17 protein-coding genes are annotated in these 21256 nt (G+C 49.0%); 1 reads left to right on the top strand and 16 read right to left on the bottom strand.

What is annotated here, in order from left to right:
- Positions 1-5: 5 nt before the first annotated feature.
- The 14 genes from WG8_RS05870 to thpR form a co-directional block, all read right to left on the bottom strand.
- Positions 6-1448 carry an O-antigen ligase family protein gene (locus WG8_RS05870; protein ID WP_007429202.1) on the bottom strand — a complete coding sequence of 481 codons (1443 nt, stop codon included), beginning with the start codon at positions 1446-1448 and terminating at the stop codon, positions 6-8.
- A 5-nt stretch (positions 1449-1453) separates the two neighbouring features.
- Positions 1454-2224 carry a WecB/TagA/CpsF family glycosyltransferase gene (locus WG8_RS05865; RefSeq protein WP_007429201.1) on the bottom strand — a complete coding sequence of 257 codons (771 nt, stop codon included), beginning with the start codon at positions 2222-2224 and terminating at the stop codon, positions 1454-1456.
- 4 nt (positions 2225-2228) lie between these two features.
- Positions 2229-3566, bottom strand: coding sequence for an O-antigen ligase family protein (locus WG8_RS05860; RefSeq protein WP_007429200.1), 1338 nt, complete (start codon positions 3564-3566; stop codon positions 2229-2231).
- Positions 3567-3576: 10 nt separating this feature from the next.
- Complete coding sequence (locus tag WG8_RS05855; RefSeq protein ID WP_007429199.1) at positions 3577-4512, bottom strand: glycosyltransferase; 936 nt, start codon at positions 4510-4512, stop codon at positions 3577-3579.
- A complete protein-coding gene (locus tag WG8_RS05850) occupies positions 4512-5210 on the bottom strand; it encodes a sugar transferase (RefSeq protein ID WP_007429198.1) in 699 nt (232 codons plus the stop codon). Before WG8_RS05850 ends, WG8_RS05855 begins: the two co-directional genes overlap by 1 nt.
- 16 nt (positions 5211-5226) lie before the next feature.
- Complete coding sequence (gene galU / locus WG8_RS05845; protein WP_176718123.1) at positions 5227-6117, bottom strand: UTP--glucose-1-phosphate uridylyltransferase GalU; 891 nt, start codon at positions 6115-6117, stop codon at positions 5227-5229.
- Positions 6118-6158: 41 nt separating this feature from the next.
- Positions 6159-6797 (bottom strand): CpsD/CapB family tyrosine-protein kinase, encoded by a 639-nt coding sequence (locus tag WG8_RS05840; RefSeq protein ID WP_007429196.1) that lies wholly within the window; start codon positions 6795-6797, stop codon positions 6159-6161.
- Positions 6781-7524, bottom strand: a complete 744-nt coding sequence (locus tag WG8_RS05835) for a YveK family protein (RefSeq protein ID WP_007429195.1) — start codon at positions 7522-7524, stop codon at positions 6781-6783. The genes WG8_RS05840 and WG8_RS05835 overlap by 17 nt, the downstream gene beginning before the upstream one ends.
- 274 nt (positions 7525-7798) lie before the next feature.
- A complete protein-coding gene (locus tag WG8_RS05830) occupies positions 7799-8443 on the bottom strand; it encodes a response regulator (RefSeq protein ID WP_007429194.1) in 645 nt (214 codons plus the stop codon).
- A gap of 116 nt (positions 8444-8559) precedes the next feature.
- Positions 8560-10197, bottom strand: coding sequence for a sensor histidine kinase (locus WG8_RS05825; RefSeq protein WP_043890814.1), 1638 nt, complete (start codon positions 10195-10197; stop codon positions 8560-8562).
- Positions 10198-10493: 296 nt separating this feature from the next.
- Positions 10494-15092, bottom strand: a complete 4599-nt coding sequence (gene gltB, locus WG8_RS05820) for a glutamate synthase large subunit (protein WP_007429192.1) — start codon at positions 15090-15092, stop codon at positions 10494-10496.
- 490 nt (positions 15093-15582) lie between these two features.
- Positions 15583-16266, bottom strand: coding sequence for a metal-dependent hydrolase (locus WG8_RS05815; RefSeq protein ID WP_007429191.1), 684 nt, complete (start codon positions 16264-16266; stop codon positions 15583-15585).
- A gap of 98 nt (positions 16267-16364) precedes the next feature.
- Positions 16365-17177, bottom strand: coding sequence for a cell wall hydrolase (locus WG8_RS05810; protein ID WP_007429190.1), 813 nt, complete (start codon positions 17175-17177; stop codon positions 16365-16367).
- A gap of 111 nt (positions 17178-17288) precedes the next feature.
- Complete coding sequence (gene thpR / locus WG8_RS05805; protein ID WP_007429189.1) at positions 17289-17891, bottom strand: RNA 2',3'-cyclic phosphodiesterase; 603 nt, start codon at positions 17889-17891, stop codon at positions 17289-17291.
- Positions 17892-18127: 236 nt separating this feature from the next.
- On the opposite strand from thpR, the gene WG8_RS05800 reads away from it, so the two are divergent.
- Positions 18128-19084, top strand: coding sequence for a D-2-hydroxyacid dehydrogenase (locus tag WG8_RS05800; RefSeq protein WP_007429188.1), 957 nt, complete (start codon positions 18128-18130; stop codon positions 19082-19084).
- A 9-nt stretch (positions 19085-19093) separates the two neighbouring features.
- Here WG8_RS05800 and WG8_RS05795 read toward each other — a convergent pair whose 3' ends face one another.
- Both WG8_RS05795 and WG8_RS05790 read right to left on the bottom strand, forming a co-directional pair.
- Positions 19094-20080, bottom strand: a complete 987-nt coding sequence (locus WG8_RS05795) for a TRM11 family SAM-dependent methyltransferase (protein ID WP_007429187.1) — start codon at positions 20078-20080, stop codon at positions 19094-19096.
- Between the two features lie 220 nt (positions 20081-20300).
- Positions 20301-21233 (bottom strand): MsnO8 family LLM class oxidoreductase, encoded by a 933-nt coding sequence (locus tag WG8_RS05790; protein WP_007429186.1) that lies wholly within the window; start codon positions 21231-21233, stop codon positions 20301-20303.
- Positions 21234-21256: the final 23 nt, after the last annotated feature.

Below are 21256 nucleotides of genomic sequence, written 5' to 3'. Positions count from 1 at the left end.
AGCCTTTACCTTCTTTCCGCGATGACATCTTTCGCCCACAGTCCTATTCCGATCATCATCCAGATCAGATAGCCGCGCATACCAGGAAAACCGTTATCTGATATCAGACTGGCTACAGCTCCAGCCCACGTAGCCAGCGCCAGTCTGATGTAGGGCTGAGTGGAATCTCGCTCGGCAATACGGACAAGGAGGCGCTTGATGATAACGAACAGGCCACCGAAGAAAAAGAATGCTCCGAAAATACCGAAGGTGAGGAAAATGGCAATATAGCCATTATCCATAATTCCAAGTTCGCCAAGATCGCCGCCGTTATCTAGCTTGGTTCCAATTCCTACACTCCCGATCCCCTGCCCGACCGGATTGCCCACAACCGCCGGAATCATCGTATTCAGCAAATCCAGGCGCTCATTGTACGAATGATCCTGTTGAATATCCGTCAATGTCTGCATGCGGGCCACCAGTCCCTCTGCTCCCGGGAGTTTGGGAACAATCATATAGAGAAGAAGACCGACAATAGCCAGTTGAAACAAGGTCTTCCATTTCCCCTTGGAGGATGAACTAAGAATGTAGGCCAGCAACATGACGAATGCAATCAGCCAGGCCGAGCGTACCAGCGTGACCAGGAGACACACAACCGTCAGCAGGATGCCAATCCATCCCAAAGTGCCGCGCCACCTTTTTTCCATCAGCATCGGTACAAGAGCCATCGCCAGGAAAATAGCGCAAGGACCGGGCGAGTTCATGGAAGAGAAAACTCTAATTTGAAGCGGCTCCGGTAAGCCAATGGAATTCATTTCTACATGATTCATCCAGAAGGCATCCCAGGGAGGGACCGTCAAATACTGAATAATGCCGTAAATCGCCACAAGCACAGCAATATTGGCATATGAATACAGTAGTCGGTCCAACTCCTTCGCCTTCATGGGCTTAATCGCAAGATAAGGCAGCAGGAGCAAAGGGATGACATAGTTGGCTAAATCATAAGCAAAAACAATGCCATTTTTGAACAACCCGACGACACTTCCGTAGCCCAATTCTATGCCAAAGAACACAGCAATCCGGGTCAGAGGTTTTTCCGCCTCATGAATGCCTCGCAGCACGGGAATAATCAACATGCTGCTCACCAGCAGTGGTGCCAAGCTCAACAAGGAAACCGAGTGATACGTCCCCTCCAGCCAGTCTGCAATACGGCGGATTTCCGGGCCCACTGCCCACACCAGCAATGTGTAAGGAATCAGCAGCCGCGATTGAAAAATCGCCAGCAGGAAGGCTGGAAAAACGAGCGCTAGCAATATGGCTCCCTGTTGGCTCGTGGTGGGATTCAGCTTGGCGCTGACAAATCCAATGGCGAGTGGCAGCATGCAAGCCAGCAACCCCACGCCGACCATGCCGATTCCACGCCGATTCCCCAACCAAATGGAAATCTGCTGATCTGCCAACCGACTCATATTTCTCACCCCTGACCTCCCTTCATCCGCTCCTGCTTGAACATTTCCTTAAACAGCAGCACAAGAAACTGTGAATCCTCAATCAAATATCTTTTCCACAAGCGTTTGGGCTCCTGAGACAACCGCCAAAACCATTCAAATCCCGTCTTCTGCATCAGCTTCGGTGCCCTCTTCACATTTCCAGACAGAAAATCAAAGGTTGCCCCCACCCCAATCGAAATCGGAGCGCGGTAAGTCTCATAATATCTGTAAATCCATTTTTCCTGTTTGGGTGCGCCTACACCAACAAAAACAATGTCCGGGCGAGCCTCTTGAAGCAAGCGGACAATGTGTCTGTTCTCTTCCTCATTTTTCTCAAAGCCATAGGAAGGAGAGTAGCAGCCCACCACATTCATATTCGGATACGATTCCTGAAGGTTGCGCATGGCCTTCTCCGGTATACCGTCAGCCGCACCCAGAAAAAATAGTCGGTAGCCTCGGTCCTCAAATGCCTCTCCCAGCCGGGTGAACAAATCTGATCCCGACACCTTTTGCTTGAGGGGCTTTTTCAGCAACTTGGACGCCCATATGATAGGCATTCCATCGGCCACTACAGCTCCTGCATCCGAATATACCTTGCGAAATTCATCATCCTTGCGAAGCTTGATTACATGATCGACATTACAGGTCAAAATGTAGGAATGACGCTGATGTACAATAGAAGTATCTATAAATTCGAGTAAATCGTTAAAATCGTAATTATCAAAGTTGACATCGAACATGTTCACTCTGCTCATCGTATCACTTCTCTTTGCAAAAATCGGTTTGGGTGGACGTCTGGTATAACGTGTTCAAATACCAGCAAAACGGAATAATCATCTGAACCGTCGACAACGTGTTATCTGAAAACGAATAGATCAGAAAGCCCGCAATTAAGCTTGCAAAATAAGGTTTGATCGATTTGGCAAGCGACCGGTAAATGAGAACGAACACGACCAGCAATGAAAGCATTAATAGCCCGCAGCCGATATATCCCGTGTCAAAATAAAAGCGTATATACTCGTTATGCGGTACAACAAAGCCATTGAATAGCGTCCCGTCGTTCGCGACCGTTACTGCACCCAGCCCTCTGCCTGACCACGGGTAATCATGTACTTTGTTCAAAAAATATTCCCATGCCTCCGAGCGCCCCGACAGGTCAATGCCTGTATCGGTCTCCCGCTCGAAGGAGCGTTTTTTTAAATTGTTCCATTGCAGGGCCACCGCCCCCAGAGCAACCAAAAACGATCCGGCCAGCGGTAGCAAATAATTGACTCTACCTTTGAGGTACTGACGGGCAATATCAAACAGATACACAGCAAACATCAACAGCAATGCCAGAATCGGTCCACGTGTACCGGTGGCGATCAGGATCAGAAAATTCAATGCCAGTACAGTGTAATAAAAGGCAGCTTGCTTCGGCTTGCGCTTGATCTCAATCAGAGAGACGGCAATTCCGAGAAAGGAGAGCATCGCCAGATGCGGCGGTATGTTCGCTCCTTGTATTCTCACCGCGCCCGTAAATTCCACATCGGTAAACGAATGCAGCCCTACGGTCTGCAGGCCCAATCCAATGATCACACTGATGATCGGCAGTAGACTGATCAGCCGGATATGCTTATCCGCCACATCCTTTTTCCACTGAATTAATAGAAAAATGAAGGGGAGTGACAATCCGACGAATGCCTTCACTGCAATCGAGGTCGTTAGCAAAGGCAGCCATGCTGAAAATCCAAATGTAATCCCCAGCATGATTACCAACGCCCAGACCGGATAGCTGAACTTGAGACGAATGCCATATACGAGCATGCAAGGAACCAGCAGAGCCAAAATGCCCAATTTATACAATGACAAAATCTCAATGCCAAACACACCGCCCTGATACAGGGAATCTACCGATACTGCTGTACTTAGCAAAACCGCATAGCTGATGCGCTCCGGGTGGTGGATCGAAACGACCAGTAGAAGCAGCAAGCATACCGCAGCAATACTGACTACAGGCTGATAAGTAGCCGCAACTCCTACAGCAAGAGCGCCCAGCAGAAAAATAAAAACATGCTGTATGGTGTTTATTCTGGAAGTCCAAGGATAATTACTCATGTTCAATCTTTCACCCCGCAGCTGACTCGCTTTTCCGGTTGCGCAATGTATCCAGCGTCCCACGAATACTTTCAAACCTGCATCGGTTCAACAGCTTCCTGCCCTCAGTACGTGCCAGCAGGGAATCCACCGTGATGTATAGCACTTTGGCCGCCGTCTTTGCCATCAGCATGACGTTGCCGAGCAAGCCAGCGGCCTGCGCAGCGTTAGACATGCCCTGACAGTAGTAGCGGTTCATGATCCATTCCTTCGTTAATCGTGTAGCCGGAACAAAATGCTTCACAGCCATGTGAGGATGGTACATGATCGTTCCACCATTTTTACGAATTTGCTCAAATACCCACGACTCTTCACCAGACAAAAGGATATCTCCCTTTCTGCCCAAGTGAAGCGGGAACATGACGGCAGCAAAGGCCGTTTTGCGCATAGCCATGTTGGCTCCAAACGGATTCAGTCCCACCGGATATTCGCGGACCGCTGACCCCAGATCAATAATCGTGTAAGGAAGCTCAAGCGGTCCTGTTAGCCACCCCGGTCGTTCCACCTCAAACATGGGCTCAATTTTTCCACCCATTGCCGTCAGCTCGGGATTGTTCCCGAAGGCCGCCATAATCGTTTGCAGCCATGTAACACACGGGATCGCATCATCATCCAGAAAAGCAATGACTTCTGCTCTCGATAACGTAATGCCTGCATTACGAGCAGCAGACAACCCTTGTTCGCGCTCATAATGATATCGGAGGTGAATATCCTGACCATGTGCAACACTAAATCTTTTGATCGTTGCCGCTGTATGATCGGTGGATCGGTTATCGACCACAATGATCTCGGCCAGCGCAAGGTCCTCCAGCTCCAACAGGGACATTAACGTTTTCTCCAGCAGGTCCGCCCGGTTATAGGTGCAAATAACGACGGACACTGCGGGACATCGCTTGAATGCATCCATCAGTAAGCATCCTTGGAGAACAGCATTTTAACGCCTGTTTTCATGATGATTTTAAGATCGAGCCACGTATTGCGAGCATGAATATACTTCAAATCCATTTGCACCATTTCATCGAAGCCTACGCTGTTACGTGCGCTCACCTGCCAGTAGCCGGTACAGCCCGGTGTTACAATCAGGCGTTGCTTGTCATAATCAGAGTATTGCTCGACCTCGCTGGGCAGCGGGGGGCGAGGACCCACTAAAGTCATGTCCCCGACCAATACGTTCCACAGCTGCGGAATCTCATCAATACTCGTCTTGCGCAAAAAGCTGCCGATCTTCGTAATCCGAGGGTCGTTTTTAATTTTGAACATGGCGCCGCTCACTTCATTCAGCTCCATCAAATCCTTTTTCAGCTCCTCGGCATTGGACACCATTGAACGGAATTTATACATGTTGAATAACTTCTCATTCTTGCCCACCCGAATTTGCTTGAAAAACACGCTTCCCTTTGGATCTTCGAGCTTAATCAGCACACCCACCACCACAAAAAGCGGAAGCAAGACGATCAAACCCACGAAAGACAGCAGCATATCAAGGAGACGCTTTGTGACCAGGTAAGACGTTTTATCCTGAATTTGTGTATTTCCGTATGGCATGTAAAACGCTTTACCTGACATGACAGCCTCGCCGTCCTCCGGTAAATTTTCCATGCTCATGCTGACGTACCCCCTCTCAACCTGCTGTAGTTGCTTTTTCGGTCTTTTTTAACCATTCATTCATGGCCTCCATAACCGGATACTTCAGATCATCGCTGGCGAGTGCAAATTCAAGTGTGGTTAGAATATATCCGAGGCGCTCACCTACGTCATAACGTGTACCTTCAAAATCATAAGCGTACACGCGCTCGCTCTGATTCAGCTTTTGGATTGCATCCGTCAACTGAATTTCACCGCCAGCTCCTTTTTCCTGAAGATCGAGATATTTGAAAATTTTCGGCGAGAACACATAGCGACCCATAATAGCCAAGTCGGATGGAGCTGTGCCTGGAGCCGGTTTTTCTATAAAATTGTTCACTCGGTACAAACGTCCGTCCTGCTGGTCTGGTTCAATGATGCCATAGCGGTTCGTGAATTCCATCGGAACCCGCTGCACGCCGATCACGGAATTTTGTGTTTCCTCATACTGATCCATCAGCTGCCGCAGGCAAGGCTTCTGACCTGTTACGATATCATCGCCCAGCAATACACCGAACGGCTCGTCCCCGATAAAACGTCTTGCGCACCATACCGCATGTCCCAGACCTTTAGGTTCCTTCTGGCGAATGTAGTGAATTTCCACTCCCGAAGAGCGCTGTACTTCCTCCAGAAGTTTCAGCTTGCCGTCCTCCAGCAGCTTCGATTCCAGCTCAAAAGCGTTGTCGAAGTGATCCTCAATCGCACGTTTGCCTTTACCCGTAACGATAATAATGTCCTCAATACCAGAAGCAATGGCTTCTTCAACGATATATTGAATCGTGGGCTTATTGATGATCGGAAGCATTTCCTTCGGCATTGCTTTTGTCGCAGGGAGGAAGCGTGTACCCAACCCTGCTGCTGGAATAATGGCTTTTTTCACTCTCTTCATCATCGCACTCATTCTCCTTGCTTCATCGAATTTGGGTGTTGCTACTTCACCTGATTCATCACAATTCCAACCAGTGTTGCACTGGCCTGCTCCATGAGTTGCTTTGTTTTGCGTAGATCATCACGTTTGGTTCGGCCGTGTTTAGCGACGAGAATCACACCATCCGTCAAGCCTGCAATCAGGCGCGCATCCGTGTAGTTCAACGCCGGAGCCGAATCGAGCAGGATAATGTCGTATTCACGTTTTAGCTCTTCCAGCAGCTCTGTCATGCGTTCGCTGCCCAGCAGATCTGCTGCGTTATACAGGGTGTCTCCACCGGGAACAATCGATAGCTCCAGTCCACCATGTCTAACGATGGATTTGGAAGAAGCGCCGCCACGCAAATAAGCCGATAAACCTCCGGTATTCTCCATTCCGAATATCTCGTGCAACGCCGGTTTGTGCAGATTGCAATCTACCAAAGCCACTTTCTTGCCTTCTTGTGCAAAAGTGACCCCGATATTGGCGAGCAGGGTTGTTTTGCCCGCTCCGCTTTCCGGCGAGGTCAGCAGTAGAACCGTTCCGCGGTCCTTGTGCCCAATCACCTGCTGCCGGATGTATGTACGGAGGGAACGAAATGATTCGGAGATATACGATGAAGGATTGCTTTCTGTAATCAACATGTCATTCAATCGCAGCATATTTACGCTCCCCTACTCGTTCTTTAGAATTTCCGGTGGCCCCGTCGGTGTCCTTCTTGCGGATGACCGGTATAGATGCAATCACCGGAAGGCCGATATCTGCATCTGCCTCTTTTTCCGACCGCAGCGTACCGTTAATGCTTTCCAGGAACACAATCGTGCCCAGCGCAATCATCAGCGATACGAGAAGACTAATCGCAATATTCATGAGCGGATTTCCATTAATCGGGTCAGGATTGGCCTGTGGGTCCGCTTCATTCAAAATTTTTACATTATTCAAATCCATCAATCCAGGAACCGTCTGCACGAATTTCTGGGCTACTGCGTTGACAACAGCTGCGGCTTGTGGATAGCTACCTGCCTCAAACGTCAAGCCGATAACCTGACTTTTATCCGAGGATTTAATCTGGAGCTTTTCTGCCAGCTTTTCCTGCGTCAAACCGAACTCAGGATGAGTCGTTACGACAGCCTCCATAATTTTAGGTGAAGTGAGAATTTGCTTGTAGCTTTCCACCAAATTAAGACTTGTGTTGACGTCATTCAGATTGTTGCTTCCTTGCTTGCCGGAAATATGATTAACCAGCAGTTGGCTTGAAGCAGAATAGACTGGCTTCACGACAATGTTGCTCACAATGTAAGTCGTCACGCATGAGAGGATGACAAAAATCGCAATCAGCCACAATCTTTTTTTGATCAGGACCAGATAATCCAAAATGGTTTTCTCCACAAAAATCCTCCCTCCTATACCATTTCTCTTCTTATTTTAAGTATGACTTTATTGTAACAATTGGCTCTGTGAACGGCATGGGACCGAATGGCACTTTCTCCCTCACTAGAGGGGAAGGGGATTGTATACTTTTGGCTACGGCATGGTATACTTTTGTACCATACTTTGTCGATTACAGAAAAATAAATCGAAAAAAAGCCCCAAAACCACCGGATTCGGTGATTTTGGGGCTTTTCCAACATTCGCACACGGAAGTGCAGCGCAGCTTATGGTGTCAGCGCATCATCATATTGGTTGGCTCATACTTCGCCAGACCAATGGCATTGGCATACAACGCTGCCTGCGTACGATCTGCCAGCCGCAGCTTGGCCAGAATCTGACTGACATGTTTTTTTACAGTAAACTCACTGATAAATAACCTGGATGCAATTTCGCGGTTGCAGGCGCCCTGTCCCAGCTCGACCAACACTTCCTTTTCCTTCGGTGTCAGGTCGTCCGTCAGATTGCCAGCATCCTCGCGCAGCTTGTTTTCGAGAATAGCCGGATCATAATATTTGCGTCCTTTGTTGACCAGGTGAATCGCGTAAATTAGTTCCTCTGGCAAAGCCTCCTTAAGCACATAGCCGTCCACGGAAGCTTCCTCCGCTTTCAGAAAATCTTCACGTGTTGCAGAAGAGGTCAGCAAAATAAATTTGCTTCTGAACCCGCGCCCGCGCGCGACCTTGATAATATCCAGACCTGATTCGTCCGCTAGCTTCAAATCTAGCAGCACCAAGTCTGGATCGGTTTCCTCGATCACTACAAGTGCTTCCTGTTGATTCTGGGCCTCTCCCGCAAACTGGACATTGGGCTGCATGGATATAACTGCAGCAAGTCCTTTCCGTACCAAAGGATGATCATCGACAATGACAATTTTCATGATTCGGCCTCCTGTCTACAGTTCAGGATTTGCACAATCCCTATGTATCCGATTGTTACCGCAGATTTTGTATTGCAGGATGTTCACACATCTTATTTAAGGATTATTGCAAAACCCTATTCATAAGCATTTACCGGAATGGACAATCGGATTTGTGTTCCCTCTCCGATTCGACTAGAAATATCAAATTCGCCTCCCATCGATTGAGCTAAATATTCCATATTCATCATGCCCAGGCCCCCGCCTGCACTGACCACCTCACCTCCTGCTACCATTCTCGCCGTCTCAAACCCTACTCCGTCGTCATGAATAGACAGTCTAATCACTTGGGGCGTCAATTTTAACTTCACATCAATTCGTTTGGCCAATCCATGCCGGATTGCGTTCCCCGCTGCTTCGGAAATGATGCGAAACAAAGCCTTTTGATACAAGTACGGAAGAGAATAATGATCACCATGAATATCAAAGTCAATTTGTACATGGTTCAGCTTGGAGAGCGTATGCAGATGGCTTTTCACCGTCCCTAACCAAGTTGAGCCTCCGCTTTTTTTCGAGCTTAGGCTATGAATTGCCCCTTTCAGCTCCCTGACCGCTTGGTTGGCCGATTGCTGAATTAGCTCGATTTGCTCCTCCACCTGCTCCTTAGGCTGATGACACCAGGTTTGCCGGAGAGAATGCGTTGCGTACACAATGCCAAACAGACTTTGTGACACATTATCATGCATCTCATTCGCAATTCGATTTTGCTCGTTCCTTACAATCAGCTGATTTTCAACACGTTCCAACTCGTAGCGCTCCAGAAACACCGCACTCAGCTCGGCCAAGAAAATCAGTTGCTGCACAAGCCAGCGTCTTCCTGTCAGACTTTGATCCGGCCCCAGTTGAAGACCGATCGTCGCCACAAAACGGGTCGTCATCGGTACTGTGATCATCAGAAAATCCCCCCATTCCGGCAGGTGTTTGAAAAATGGCTCGCGCTCTTCCCTGAATTCCTCCCGATAATTCCCCAGCACCTCGAACAGTTGCTCCTCTTCCTCTACCGTCCAGCCTGTCTGACTGCTTTCCGGCGCATCCTCCTCCTGACTATCGAGCCAGAAAAATGCACGGCTCTGCTTCGTCAGCTTAACGGTATAGTCCGAGATCACCTGCCCCAGATTCAACGCCTCATTGTGACTGGTCGTCTCCATGATGTGGTAAATCGACTTGATATGATCCATCGTCTCGTTGGCTTGTTCCTTTGCCACCTTCAGTTCGTCTTTCATGACTCCGATAACCTGCATTGCCATGGTGGTTACGATCAGTACCAAAAACAAATTGATGTTCTGCAGTACAAGATCCCATAAAAAATATTGACCTGGTGTAAAAAAGATATAACAAAATGTGAGTACCAAGCCGATATAAGAAAGGAGGAGGGTCCAACTGTACCTCATAGATAGGTGGGCACAAGCCACCAGCATAGGGGTAATGACATACCATTTGAACGGACTGTCCATCCCTCCTGTCGGGAACAGCAACAAAATGATCCCTGCGGTTTCTAACGCAATACTGCATTTCAATACCATATCATGAAGTCTGTACTTTCGGTAAATCCAAGTAAATACTGTAACTGATAAAAATAGAAACACAATCAATAATAGCTTCTGCCACACGATTAATCTAGATTGTTCGAACAGAAAAACAAGTGACGTTAAAGATAGTGATACATAACGGTACAAAAAAATCATTTTGTCTTCTGCTGACTTCTTCAACTTCATCCTGTCACCCTATTCTGTGTTTTGAAGGGACGATGGGCGTATTGGGTTTGTTTGTGCACTATAAAAAAATCATAACCAATCCAAAAATAAATAACAAGACATAAACTCTAACGTAAACGGTTACATTCAAAAAAATTTGGTACTTTTTATAATATATCTACCGTTTCAGGAAAACATTTTCGGGGTAATGTCAGAGTTTATGACGTTTGTCAAGGACATAAATTACATTTTAACCAAACTAAAAAAGGGACTTGCTGGTACCCCCGTGATTATAACAGCGGTATTCAGCAAGTCCTTTAGCCCCCGGCGCGTGCCAATTCACGCATATTGGCTTCAAACGCTGCCAGCAGAGCTTCATCCCCGCTCAGACCAGTGGCCTCTTCTTTTTGGATCTGTTCCATCATACGCTTGTAGTCCTTTGGAATCACCCGAACAAACTGCTGAACCGCAATCTGCCAGTCCTCCAAAATACGTTGTCCTGCTTCACTGCCCGTATAAGTGACATGGCGCTGAATCAAGCCGCGCAGCTCCGCTGCTTCCGCAGGGTCTTCCACGCCTTCCAGCAACACCATTTCCAGATTACAACGGTTCAGGAACGTTCCCTCAGGATCATAGACATATGCAATCCCTCCAGACATCCCGGCTCCAAAATTCCGTCCGGTTCCGCCCAGTACAACTACACGTCCACCCGTCATATATTCGCAGCCATGATCGCCGACACCCTCGACAACAATACGTGCCCCGGAATTCCGTACGGCAAAGCGCTCTCCAGCAATTCCGCTAATATAAGCTTCCCCGCTGGTCGCTCCATACAAGGCTGTATTTCCAATAATAATGTTCTCTTCTGCCTTAAAGGTCGCTTTGTGAGATTTTCTCACAATGACCTTACCGCCAGATAGCCCTTTACCGACGTAGTCATTGCTGTCGCCTTCCACACTTAGCGTAATGCCTTTCGGAATAAATGCCCCGAAGCTCTGACCTGCCGATCCGACGAAGTTAAAGCGAATAGTATCTTCAGGCAGACCTGCTGCGCCATACTTACGAGTGACCTCGCTGCCCAGAATCGTACCTACGGCCCGATTCACGTTCGTTATAGGCAGGGTCCCCTCTACAGGCGTTCCGTTCGCCAGCGCCTCCGCAGCCATCGGTACGAGCTTCTGCATATCGAGCGTTTCTTCCAGACCATGATTTTGGCGTTGTACACGGTAACGCACGCTTCCGTCTTCCAGCTCAGGAACATGCAGCAGCAAGCTCAGGTCTACACCCTTCTTCTTCCAGTGCGAATCGGCGTTCACGGTATCCAGGCAATCTGTGCGTCCGATCATTTCCTGAATCGTGCGGAAGCCCAGCTCCGCCATAATTTCACGGACATCTTCTGCGATAAAGCGCATAAAATTCACCACATGGGCAGGATCACCCATATAATTTTTGCGCAGCTCCGGATTCTGCGTAGCCACACCAACCGGACATGTATCCATTTGGCATACCCGCATCATAATACAGCCCAATGCCACGAGTGGCGCTGTAGAAAAGCCATATTCTTCTGCACCCAGCAGGGCAGCTACGACCAAATCGCGGCCAGATAGCATCTTGCCGTCTGTCTCCAGCACCACGCGGTCGCGCAGGTTATTCAGCATCAGCGTCTGATGCGTTTCGGCCAGCCCCAGCTCCCAAGGCATACCCGCATGACGGATGGAGCCTTGCGGAGAAGCACCTGTGCCGCCGTCATAGCCGCTGACCAGAATAATGTCAGCACGGCCCTTCGCTACCCCCGTAGCAATCGTGCCTACGCCTGCCTCTGACACCAGCTTCACGTTAATGTCAGCACGCGGGTTGGCGTTTTTGAGATCGTAGATCAGCTCTGCCAAATCCTCGATAGAATAAATATCGTGATGCGGCGGTGGCGAAATCAAGCCTACACCTGGCGTAGAACCGCGTACCTCGGCGACCCAAGGATACACCTTGCGTCCCGGCAACTGTCCGCCCTCGCCCGGCTTTGCGCCTTGCGCCATTTTGATCTGAATTTCGTCGGCATTCACCAGATAATTCGACGTTACACCGAATCGGCCAGATGCTACCTGCTTGATCGAACTGCGACGAGAATCGCCATTAGCATCCGGTATGAAACGTGCAGGGTTCTCCCCGCCTTCACCCGTGTTGCTTTTGCCGCCGATACGGTTCATTGCAATCGCCATATCTTCATGGGCTTCCTGGCTAATGGAGCCAAAAGACATAGCTCCTGTTTTAAAGCGACGCATAATCGAAGCAGCAGATTCCACTTCCTCCAGCGGCACAGACTCACCGGCAGGCTTCAGTTGAAGCATGGAGCGGATCGTCAAATACTGTTTGGATTCGCCTTGGACCAGCTTGGCGTATTTCTTGTAAAGCTCGTAGTCTCCCGAACGAACGGACTGCTGGAGCAAATGGACTGTTTTCGGGTTAAACAAATGCTCTTCCCCGTCGTTACGCCATTGGTATTCGCCGCCCGAATCCAGCACCTTGTCGTTGCCGTCCTTGTCGGTAAAAGCACGGTTATGGTGGGCCAGCGCTTCCATCGTCACTTCCTCCAGACCAATACCGCCAATGCGGGAAGGCGTCCAGGTAAAGTAACGGTCAACAAAATCCTGCTTCAGACCTACGGCCTCGAAAATTTGGGCTCCACGGTAGGATTGAATCGTGGAAATACCCATTTTGGACAATATTTTTACGACACCCTTGGTAGCTGCCTTAATATAATTTTTAACTGCTTTTTCGTGCGAAATGCCACGCAGCAAGCCCTGCTGAATCATGACATCCAGCGTTTCAAAGGCCAGATACGGGTTAACCGCGCTCACACCGTAGCCAAGCAGCACCGCATAATGGTGAACATCTCTTGGCTCTCCGGACTCCAGCAAAATGCTTACACGTGTGCGTGTACCCTGTTTGATCAGATGGTGATGCAGACTGGAAACAGCCAGCAACGCCGGAATGGCCGCATTGTCTGCATCCACTCCACGATCAGACAGAATGAGGATGTTATGCCCCTTGTCAATGACACGGTCAGCCGCTTCAAACAATCCTTCCAGTGCCTTACGCAAGCCTTCTGCGCCTTCCTTTGCTTCAAAGAAGATCGGAATCGTCATCGACTTGAAACCTGGACGGTGTACATGGCGAATTTTGGCAAATTCCTCATTGGACAGCACCGGTGAGTCCAAACGAATCTGACGACAGCTTTCCGGCTCTGGATGCAGCAGGTTGCGCTCCGGTCCAATCGTAGTTGCCGTCGACGTTACAATCTCTTCACGAATGGCATCAATCGGTGGATTGGTAACTTGTGCGAACATTTGTTTAAAATAGTTGTACAAACGTTGCGGACGATCAGACAGCACCGCAAGTGGAGCATCGTACCCCATCGATCCAATCGGCTCCGCACCTGTGAGCGCCATCGGCTCCAGCAGCTTGCGCAGTTCTTCAAACGTATATCCAAATGCAAGCTGAAGCTGGTTAACATTTTCGTGCTTCGGCTCCGGCTGTTCCAATGCCTCCGGCAGTTCCTCCAGATCAACCAAATGCTCATCCAGCCATTGCTGATAAGGCTCCTCGGAAGCGATACGTTCTTTCAGCTCTTCGTCAGAAATGATTCGCCCTTCCTGGGTATCCACCAGCAGCATCCGGCCCGGACGGAGACGATCCTTGTACAGCACATTTTCAGGAGCGATATCCAGCACACCCGCCTCTGAAGACAATGCGATCAGATCATCTTTGGTCACATAGTAGCGCGCAGGACGCAGGCCATTACGGTCCAGAATCGCCCCGATTTGGATACCGTCCGTAAACGCCATCGCTGCCGGTCCATCCCACGGCTCCATCATGGTACTGTGATATTCATAAAATGCCCGTTTTTTCGGGTCCATCGTCTCATGTTTGCTCCAAGGCTCCGGCACCATCATCATAGCTACATGAGGCAAGGAACGTCCGCTCAGATACAAAAACTCCAGCGTATTATCAAACATGGCTGTATCTGAACCATCCGGGTTAATGACTGGTTTTACCTTCGCGATATCTTCACCGAACACTTCACTCTCAAACTGTGCCTGACGCGCATGCATCCAGTTCACGTTGCCGCGCATGGTGTTAATTTCACCGTTGTGAATCATAAAACGGTAAGGATGCGCACGATCCCAGCTCGGGAACGTATTTGTACTAAAACGGGAATGGACCAGCGCAATCGCCGACGTCACCCGCTCATCCTGCAAATCCAAATAAAATTTGCCCACCTGCTCGGTTGTCAGCATTCCCTTGTATACAACCTTGCGGCATGACAAGCTCGGAATATAGAACGATTCGCCGCTCTGCTCCTCTTGGTTATAACGAATAGCAAGCTCTGCACGTTTGCGAATGATATACAGCTTCCGTTCAAAGTCCAGATCTTCCTTCAAATCGCTACTGCGGCCGATGAACACCTGACGCACGCCCGGTTTAGCCGCTTTTGCCGATTTGCCCAGCATTTCGTCATAAGTCGGAACATCGCGGAAGCCCAAGCAATTTTGGCCTTCGTCCACGATGATATCTCTCAGCTTCTGCTCATGTGCCTCACGGATCTTTGGATCATTGGATACAAAAAGCATGCCTACGCCGTAATGTCCGGCCTTTGGCAGCTTGAAGCCCAATCGCTCCGCTTCCTCTTGAAAAAACAGATGGGGCACCTGAATCATAATCCCCGCTCCGTCACCGGAGTTTGGTTCACTTCCCTGGCCGCCCCGATGCTCCATATTGACGAGCATGGTCAAAGCCTGACTTACAATATCGTATGATGGTTTTCCCTTGATGTGGGCAACAAAGCCCATGCCGCAGGCGTCTTTTTCGAATTGGGGATCATATAGTCCCTGTTTGGGTGGTAAACCTGTCTGTCTCATTTGGGTGGTAAACCTGTCTGTCTCATGGAACGCAACCTTTCTGTTATAAAGTCATGCTGGCCTGAAATACAGGCGGCCGAATAGAAGACAGTGGCAACAAGAGGTAAATCAAAGAACAAACTACGAGGAATGGGGGACAAAACATAGGACGTATTCAAGGCGGTACGGTCCGCTGAATGCGCATGTTTTTCAATAATTATGCAATGGCTTGACTTGAAAAATACGTCGATTCCACTGATGAATCTAATTAGTTCTATCATTTTATCATCGACCTATCATGTTAGCAATTCAAAGTTTTTATAATTGCGATAATAAATCTTTTACATTACAGCATCAACGTATCAATGTAAAAAGATATCATTTTTATGTATAAATATGCATTTCAAAAAACAGCCTCTCCCATTCCCACAAGGAACAGAAAAGGCTGACAAAGCATATCTAATAGAGGTGCTGACGATCAGGCGTATGGCTTGAATTGCGGACATACGAATTAAAATTCGAGACTTTCGCCGGGTTTTAAGGCTTTCCCTTCAATTCCTTCTTTGTGCAGACGGTCACAGAAGGCGTCTCCATCCTGCTCAATACCCGGGAAGGTATTATAATGTATCGGTATTACGCGGCTTGCACGCAACCATTTTGCTGCCAGCAGCGCATCCTCTGGTCCCATCGTATAACCATCTCCAATGGGCAGTACCGCAGCATCGATGGAGTTGGTTTCTCCAATGAGACGCATATCGCCAAACAGGCCGGTATCCCCTGCATGAAAAAATGTTTTGCCTCCTATGGTCAATAAAATCCCTGCCGGCTCTCCCATGTATATCGTTTGTCCATCCACCGTCAAAGACGAACTGTGGAACGCAAGCGTGAATTTTACATGGAAGCCGTCAAATTGATGACCACCGCCAAGGTTCATACCATGAGCTTTGGCACCCAGGGATGAACAATAGTCAGCCAGCTCAGCCACCGCAATCACAGGACAGTCATTGCGCTTGGCAATTTCAACAGCATCTCCAAAATGATCGGCATGGCCGTGTGTCAATAGCACCGCATCCACCTGAATATCCTCAGCTTGTACGGTTGCTTTAGGATTGCCTGTCAAAAAAGGATCAATAATAATTCGTTTTCCCTCTGCTTCCACCAGCACAACTGAATGTCCGTAATATGTGATTTTCATATCGTCTGCGCCTCCATTGTCACTTTCATTATTTAGGTAACTTTCCTTTATGCATTATACCATTTCTTGCATGCATACTTCACCTGTATACAAAATGCTCATTTATAAAAAGTATGATGACCGATTGTTTTCACCTTGGTCCGCGAATGATGAACCGTAAGGTCCTGGGCCAACGTAAGCGACAGGAAAAAACAGGTATTATCAGGAACGGCTTTATGACCGTTCAAAGCAGCGTTAACCGCACGGATGCTGTCCTGGTTCGGTTGGACACGACGAAGACGCCCGTTCGCGACCGGACTAAATTGCGCTTTTTGATAAATTACAGCCTGAATCGTATCGGGAAATGAGGCTGACCGCAGCCGGTTTAAGACAACGTTGGCAACTGCCACTTTGCCTTCGTACGGTTCGCCTTCTGCTTCTGCCATCACTATTTTTTGCAGCAGGAGCAGTTCTTTAGCGGAGACAGGATAGCTCCAGGTAGACAACGCCTTGTCATCCTGAGTGAGCATTTTTGTCTTCGTAAAGTAGATGGTTGTAGGAGGGGTTAGGATTGCGGACTTGCTGTGCTGGACATCAGGCTTTTTCGTGCCTATGGTGACGTTATTCCGAGCTTGTTCCGCCTGCTTCATCTGGGAAGCGGGTAAAGGAGTCGGCATGATTTCTTTCCAGCTTGGCTGCCCATGAGCCGCGACAAAGATGGGGCTTGTCCTGTTTGACCCGTTATGGGTCCCCATCCTGTCGCCATGTGAAGGAGCCGAAGAGTTCCCTGACCAGCTCAGAGATTGCATAGATGCATTTTTATGATTATTCTGTGTTTGCTGAACCTCAGCGTAGAGTCCTATCCCCAATATACAAACAAGCAGCACACTCAAAAGAGGTGCAAACCAACGATATTCTTTAACAATTTCCATAATGTTCCTCCCGTTAACTTTAAGCACATTCCTCAGATATGTAACCCAAAATGCGCTTTTTGAATAACGCTGAAACACTATATCACTAAATTCGCTGATAGATCAAGGGTTTCACCTTAATAATGGGAACGTTTGAATTATTTGGTACATCGGTTTTTGCCCCATTCGAGTTGCATATAAAACAAATTTTTCCACTTCCCACAGCTCGGCAATTCGATCATTTGGCTGCCAAACTGAGGTCGGAACGGGTTGCTGCCCTGTGTATGAACGCGCTACGGTAATATGGGGCCGATAAGGTCGTTCCTCAGGTTTAAAACCGAGCGGTTCGGTAGCCCGAACTATGGACTGATACAACTGATCCAGTGACTCCCGCTGCCCGGTAACTCCCCTCCACAATACACGTGGAAATTGCTCGCGGCCAAAAAAGCCTGCTCCTCCAATCCCGAGCGTGAACGGGGCATGCTCGGCTGCAGCTTGATATAACGCCTGCTCTAGTTGTGGAATATCCGAAGTCGCCACATCGCCCAAAAACTGAAGTGTTACATGGTAGTCTCTGAAATCACTCCATTTTCGGAAGGACAGATGGTCCAAATCCTGCTCTGCCCATTGGCGCAGCTGCTGCTTATGCTCATCTGGAATGGCAATAGCCGTAAAAAGCCTTTGCGACTGTGTGGTTGATGATATAGGTTCATTTGATAATTTATCCTTCTCCATCCACTCCGACTCCTTTCCTATATACATCCCAACAAGTTACTGTTTGGGATGCTCTACATTTGGATAAAGCCATTTGTTATTATTTATAGTGCCGTTGTTATTTATAGTGACACGGAAAGCTCGTTTCTCCCCCTCTTTATGCAATTTTTCTGACAATCTGTTATCCTTGAAAGGATGGTTCGCCAGAAGATATTGGAAGCTTCAAGCTCAATCAAAAGTCGAGGAGGCTATGAATCATGGGAAACATCTTAAGTTTACACCAGCTAACTGAAGAACAAGAAAAGCAAGTTCGTGCAGCAGCTCCGGGCTGCGAGCTGATCATTGGCAAAGCCCAGGAATTAGGGGCTGAACAGATCCGGCAGGCCGAGGTTATTTTAGGCTGGTCCAAACATATTGCCGAAGAGGCGCTGCATCCGGACAGCAAACTGAAATGGATACAAACCTGGTCGGCGGGAATTGACAAGCTGCCGCTCACCAAGCTGGAAAAGCGCAATATTTTGCTTACGAATACAAGTGGTGTACATGCGATTCCGATAACGGAGCAGATTTTCGGCATGCTGCTATCGCATACACGTTATTTGCAGCAAGCAGCTCTCTTGCAGCGTCAGAAAACATGGCAGCCACCGGAAGGTCAACTGACGGAATTACGTGGTAAAACGATGCTGATAACAGGTGTTGGCGAAATTGGCCGTGAAACGGCTCGGCTTGCACAAGCCTTTGGCATGCGGGTGATCGGAGTCCGGCGATCCGGCAAGGAAGCTCCCCATGTAGAGCACATGTACACCAACGAACAATTACACGATGCGTTGGGAGCTGCGGATATCGTGGTGAACATTTTGCCATTCACGGAGGAAACCCGTCACTTCTTTGATGAAAAAGCATTTGCAGCCATGCGTAAAGGTGCTTTCTTCATTAATGTAGGCCGTGGCGGCACCGTTCATACAGATGCGCTTGTACGCTCTCTGGAGCAACAGCATATTGCCTTTGCCGGGCTGGACGTATTCGAGGAAGAGCCGCTGCCCGCGTCACATCCACTATGGAGCCTGGATCATGTCCTGATCACACCGCATATTGCAGGTGACACGGATCATTATGCTGAACGGGCGGTAGATATTTTTGTTACCAACTTGAAAGCCTATGCTGCTAAGCAGGAGCTGCCACTGAATTTGGTAAGCTATAGCGCCCAATATTAACAAATCCAACTACTCACAGACCCATATTTCCCGGCTCAACCCTGTCTTGCGTATGCAGCATTGCTCCTTAAGAGTCCAACCTGACTCGGATAGCAATGCTTCCATCGGCTCCGTGCTCACAATCACCGCCCGTGCGGCCAGACGTCTTAAGCTGCGCAGCATCTTTTTTTGTTCATCAGCAGGGAGCACGGAGCACAGGTTATAGGGCATATCCAATATAGCCGCATCGTACGTGCCCTCCACCATATTCATATCCCCGAGTTTCACCAACTCCTCCTCATATCCAAAATGACGTAAATTGACGCGTGCTCCGCGTACCGCCAACGGGTTGATATCATAACCGCAAATATGTTTCCCCATGCTTAGTGCTTCAATCATCACATTGCCCATGCCGCAGCACGGGTCCAGCAGCTTCAGTTCATCTCCATCTGCCTCGTGCACTGCTGCATGACGAACTGCCAAATTGACAAGCGCCTTGGCTACTAGCACCGGCAATCCCGTAGAATAATTCTGCGGTTTCTGACGGCGCTCCAGCCAGGAACGATCGCTATGCACGCATTGGCCTAGTAACCACCGTTGTCCTGCCCTGATCACACCCAAAGTGATATCCGGTTCCTTCATTTGCGCCTGTCCATGAATACGTGCGCCAATCCGACGTTCGATCCTGCGCCGCTCGTCATAGTCCGCCTTATTGTCGCCTTCCTTGAGACACAGTACTTTGAAGGTCTTTCCGTCTTCAAGCTGCAGTGTGGAAGCTGCTTCGCATAGCTCTTCCAGCGTACCTGCATCCACGGCTATATCCAGCCGAAGGTGAATAAACGGGCTGGTCCCCGGTTCCAGCCGCCGCTCGGACAACAGCATGGAGTCATGCACAGGTGGCTGGTCGAACAGGCATTTTAATTCCAAAAGGCATAGCTCTCGCTCTGTTTCATGGCACGCATAGGTGTATATGTACCTTTGCTTCGTTTCGTTCGTGTTCAATTCATGTTTGTTCATGTAAGATCTCTTTTCATTTAGAATGACAGCTATATAAGTCGAACTTGAAAGTTACCTTTCGTGCCACTGCGCATCCGGATGGTGCTTCCCATCGCCACCGCCCCCGGATTTCCGAAATAAAGCCTATGATCAAGGTAGAAATCCGGGGACAAAAGCGACCGCTTCGCTTGTACAGCACCATTCCGTCTACTCCGTTTTACTTGTACATTTTTAGTTCAACTTATATAGCATGTACAGCTTCCGCTATAAGACGATAGGAGTTAAGCCGTTGTTCATAATCGGGAATCGGTGTGACCAACAGGAACTCATCATTATCGATTTCAACCTGCAGGCTATGCAAGCGTTCGACAATATCCGACGGCGTCCCCACCAGCCAACGGGCTCGCATCGCCGGATCACCTAATGTAATTTGTGCAGCCCATTGCTGCGCCTGTTCTTTCGTCGAGGCACATACCGCCCCTATAGCAACCATCGTACGCGGCTTGTCCATACGTTTGGACGGCTGAAATCCATAACGGTAAAAGTTCAGCATTTCCTGTGCATTGTGCTCACTCATAAATTGACCGAACACATAGCCCGCTGAATACCGGGCGGCATATTCGGCGCTTTTGCGGTTAGTGCCCAGCATCCACAGTGCTGGCGGCTGTTCAGGCATCGGCCGGGCAAATACGGGCACTTGCTCATACTCGTAGGTGCCTTCCAGCAAAGCCAGCAGAGACTCCATCAACTGTGGCAATTCGGCTACATGCTGGAGAAAGTTGCCGCTCAGTGCCATCGAAGCATGAGGGCCTCCACCGGGCGCTCTTCCAAGCCCCAGTTCGACCCTGCCCGGATATAGAGCAGCCAGCAGGTGAAACCATTCAGCTACCTTGACCGGACTATAATGCGGGAGCAAAATAGCACCCGCACCCAGTTGGATTGTCTTCGTCACCGCCCCGATATGAGACAGCAGCACTTCCGGGCTGGAGGAAGCCAGCCCCTCCATATCATGGTGCTCCGAGGTCCAATAGCGTGTATATCCCCAGGCTTCTGCCCGTCTCGCCAGTTCACCAGCTCGTTGAACCGCCTGCTCCGGACGGTTGCCGGGCAGCAACGGCACCATATCGAGCACACCGAGATTCAACGATTTTATAGATAAAGACCGAGACTGCATAGACATTCCTCCCTCCCTTCTAT

This window comes from Paenibacillus sp. Aloe-11 (assembly GCF_000245715.1).
In the GTDB taxonomy this organism is placed as follows: Bacteria; Bacillota; Bacilli; order Paenibacillales; family Paenibacillaceae; genus Paenibacillus; species Paenibacillus kribbensis.
Note: the sequence above shows the minus strand (reverse complement) of the source record. Positions and strands in the feature narration are given on the sequence as shown.

What these genes read in the sequence shown, in the direction of transcription:
- gltB (WP_007429192.1), bottom strand. Translation starts at nt 15,092, where the DNA reads ATGAGACAGACAGGTTTACCACCCAAACAGGGACTATATGATCCCCAA.
- WG8_RS05850 (WP_007429198.1), bottom strand. Translation starts at nt 5,210, where the DNA reads ATGAGCATGGAAAATTTACCGGAGGACGGCGAGGCTGTCATGTCAGGT.
- WG8_RS05825 (WP_043890814.1), bottom strand. Translation starts at nt 10,197, where the DNA reads ATGAAGTTGAAGAAGTCAGCAGAAGACAAAATGATTTTTTTGTACCGT.
- WG8_RS05800 (WP_007429188.1), top strand. Translation starts at nt 18,128, where the DNA reads ATGGGAAACATCTTAAGTTTACACCAGCTAACTGAAGAACAAGAAAAG.
- thpR (WP_007429189.1), bottom strand. Translation starts at nt 17,891, where the DNA reads ATGGAGAAGGATAAATTATCAAATGAACCTATATCATCAACCACACAG.
- WG8_RS05790 (WP_007429186.1), bottom strand. Translation starts at nt 21,233, where the DNA reads ATGCAGTCTCGGTCTTTATCTATAAAATCGTTGAATCTCGGTGTGCTC.
- WG8_RS05810 (WP_007429190.1), bottom strand. Translation starts at nt 17,177, where the DNA reads ATGGAAATTGTTAAAGAATATCGTTGGTTTGCACCTCTTTTGAGTGTG.
- WG8_RS05815 (WP_007429191.1), bottom strand. Translation starts at nt 16,266, where the DNA reads ATGAAAATCACATATTACGGACATTCAGTTGTGCTGGTGGAAGCAGAG.
- WG8_RS05860 (WP_007429200.1), bottom strand. Translation starts at nt 3,566, where the DNA reads ATGAGTAATTATCCTTGGACTTCCAGAATAAACACCATACAGCATGTT.
- WG8_RS05830 (WP_007429194.1), bottom strand. Translation starts at nt 8,443, where the DNA reads ATGAAAATTGTCATTGTCGATGATCATCCTTTGGTACGGAAAGGACTT.
- WG8_RS05870 (WP_007429202.1), bottom strand. Translation starts at nt 1,448, where the DNA reads ATGAGTCGGTTGGCAGATCAGCAGATTTCCATTTGGTTGGGGAATCGG.
- galU (WP_176718123.1), bottom strand. Translation starts at nt 6,117, where the DNA reads ATGAAGAGAGTGAAAAAAGCCATTATTCCAGCAGCAGGGTTGGGTACA.
- WG8_RS05840 (WP_007429196.1), bottom strand. Translation starts at nt 6,797, where the DNA reads ATGCTGCGATTGAATGACATGTTGATTACAGAAAGCAATCCTTCATCG.
- WG8_RS05865 (WP_007429201.1), bottom strand. Translation starts at nt 2,224, where the DNA reads ATGAGCAGAGTGAACATGTTCGATGTCAACTTTGATAATTACGATTTT.
- WG8_RS05795 (WP_007429187.1), bottom strand. Translation starts at nt 20,080, where the DNA reads ATGAACAAACATGAATTGAACACGAACGAAACGAAGCAAAGGTACATA.
- WG8_RS05855 (WP_007429199.1), bottom strand. Translation starts at nt 4,512, where the DNA reads ATGGATGCATTCAAGCGATGTCCCGCAGTGTCCGTCGTTATTTGCACC.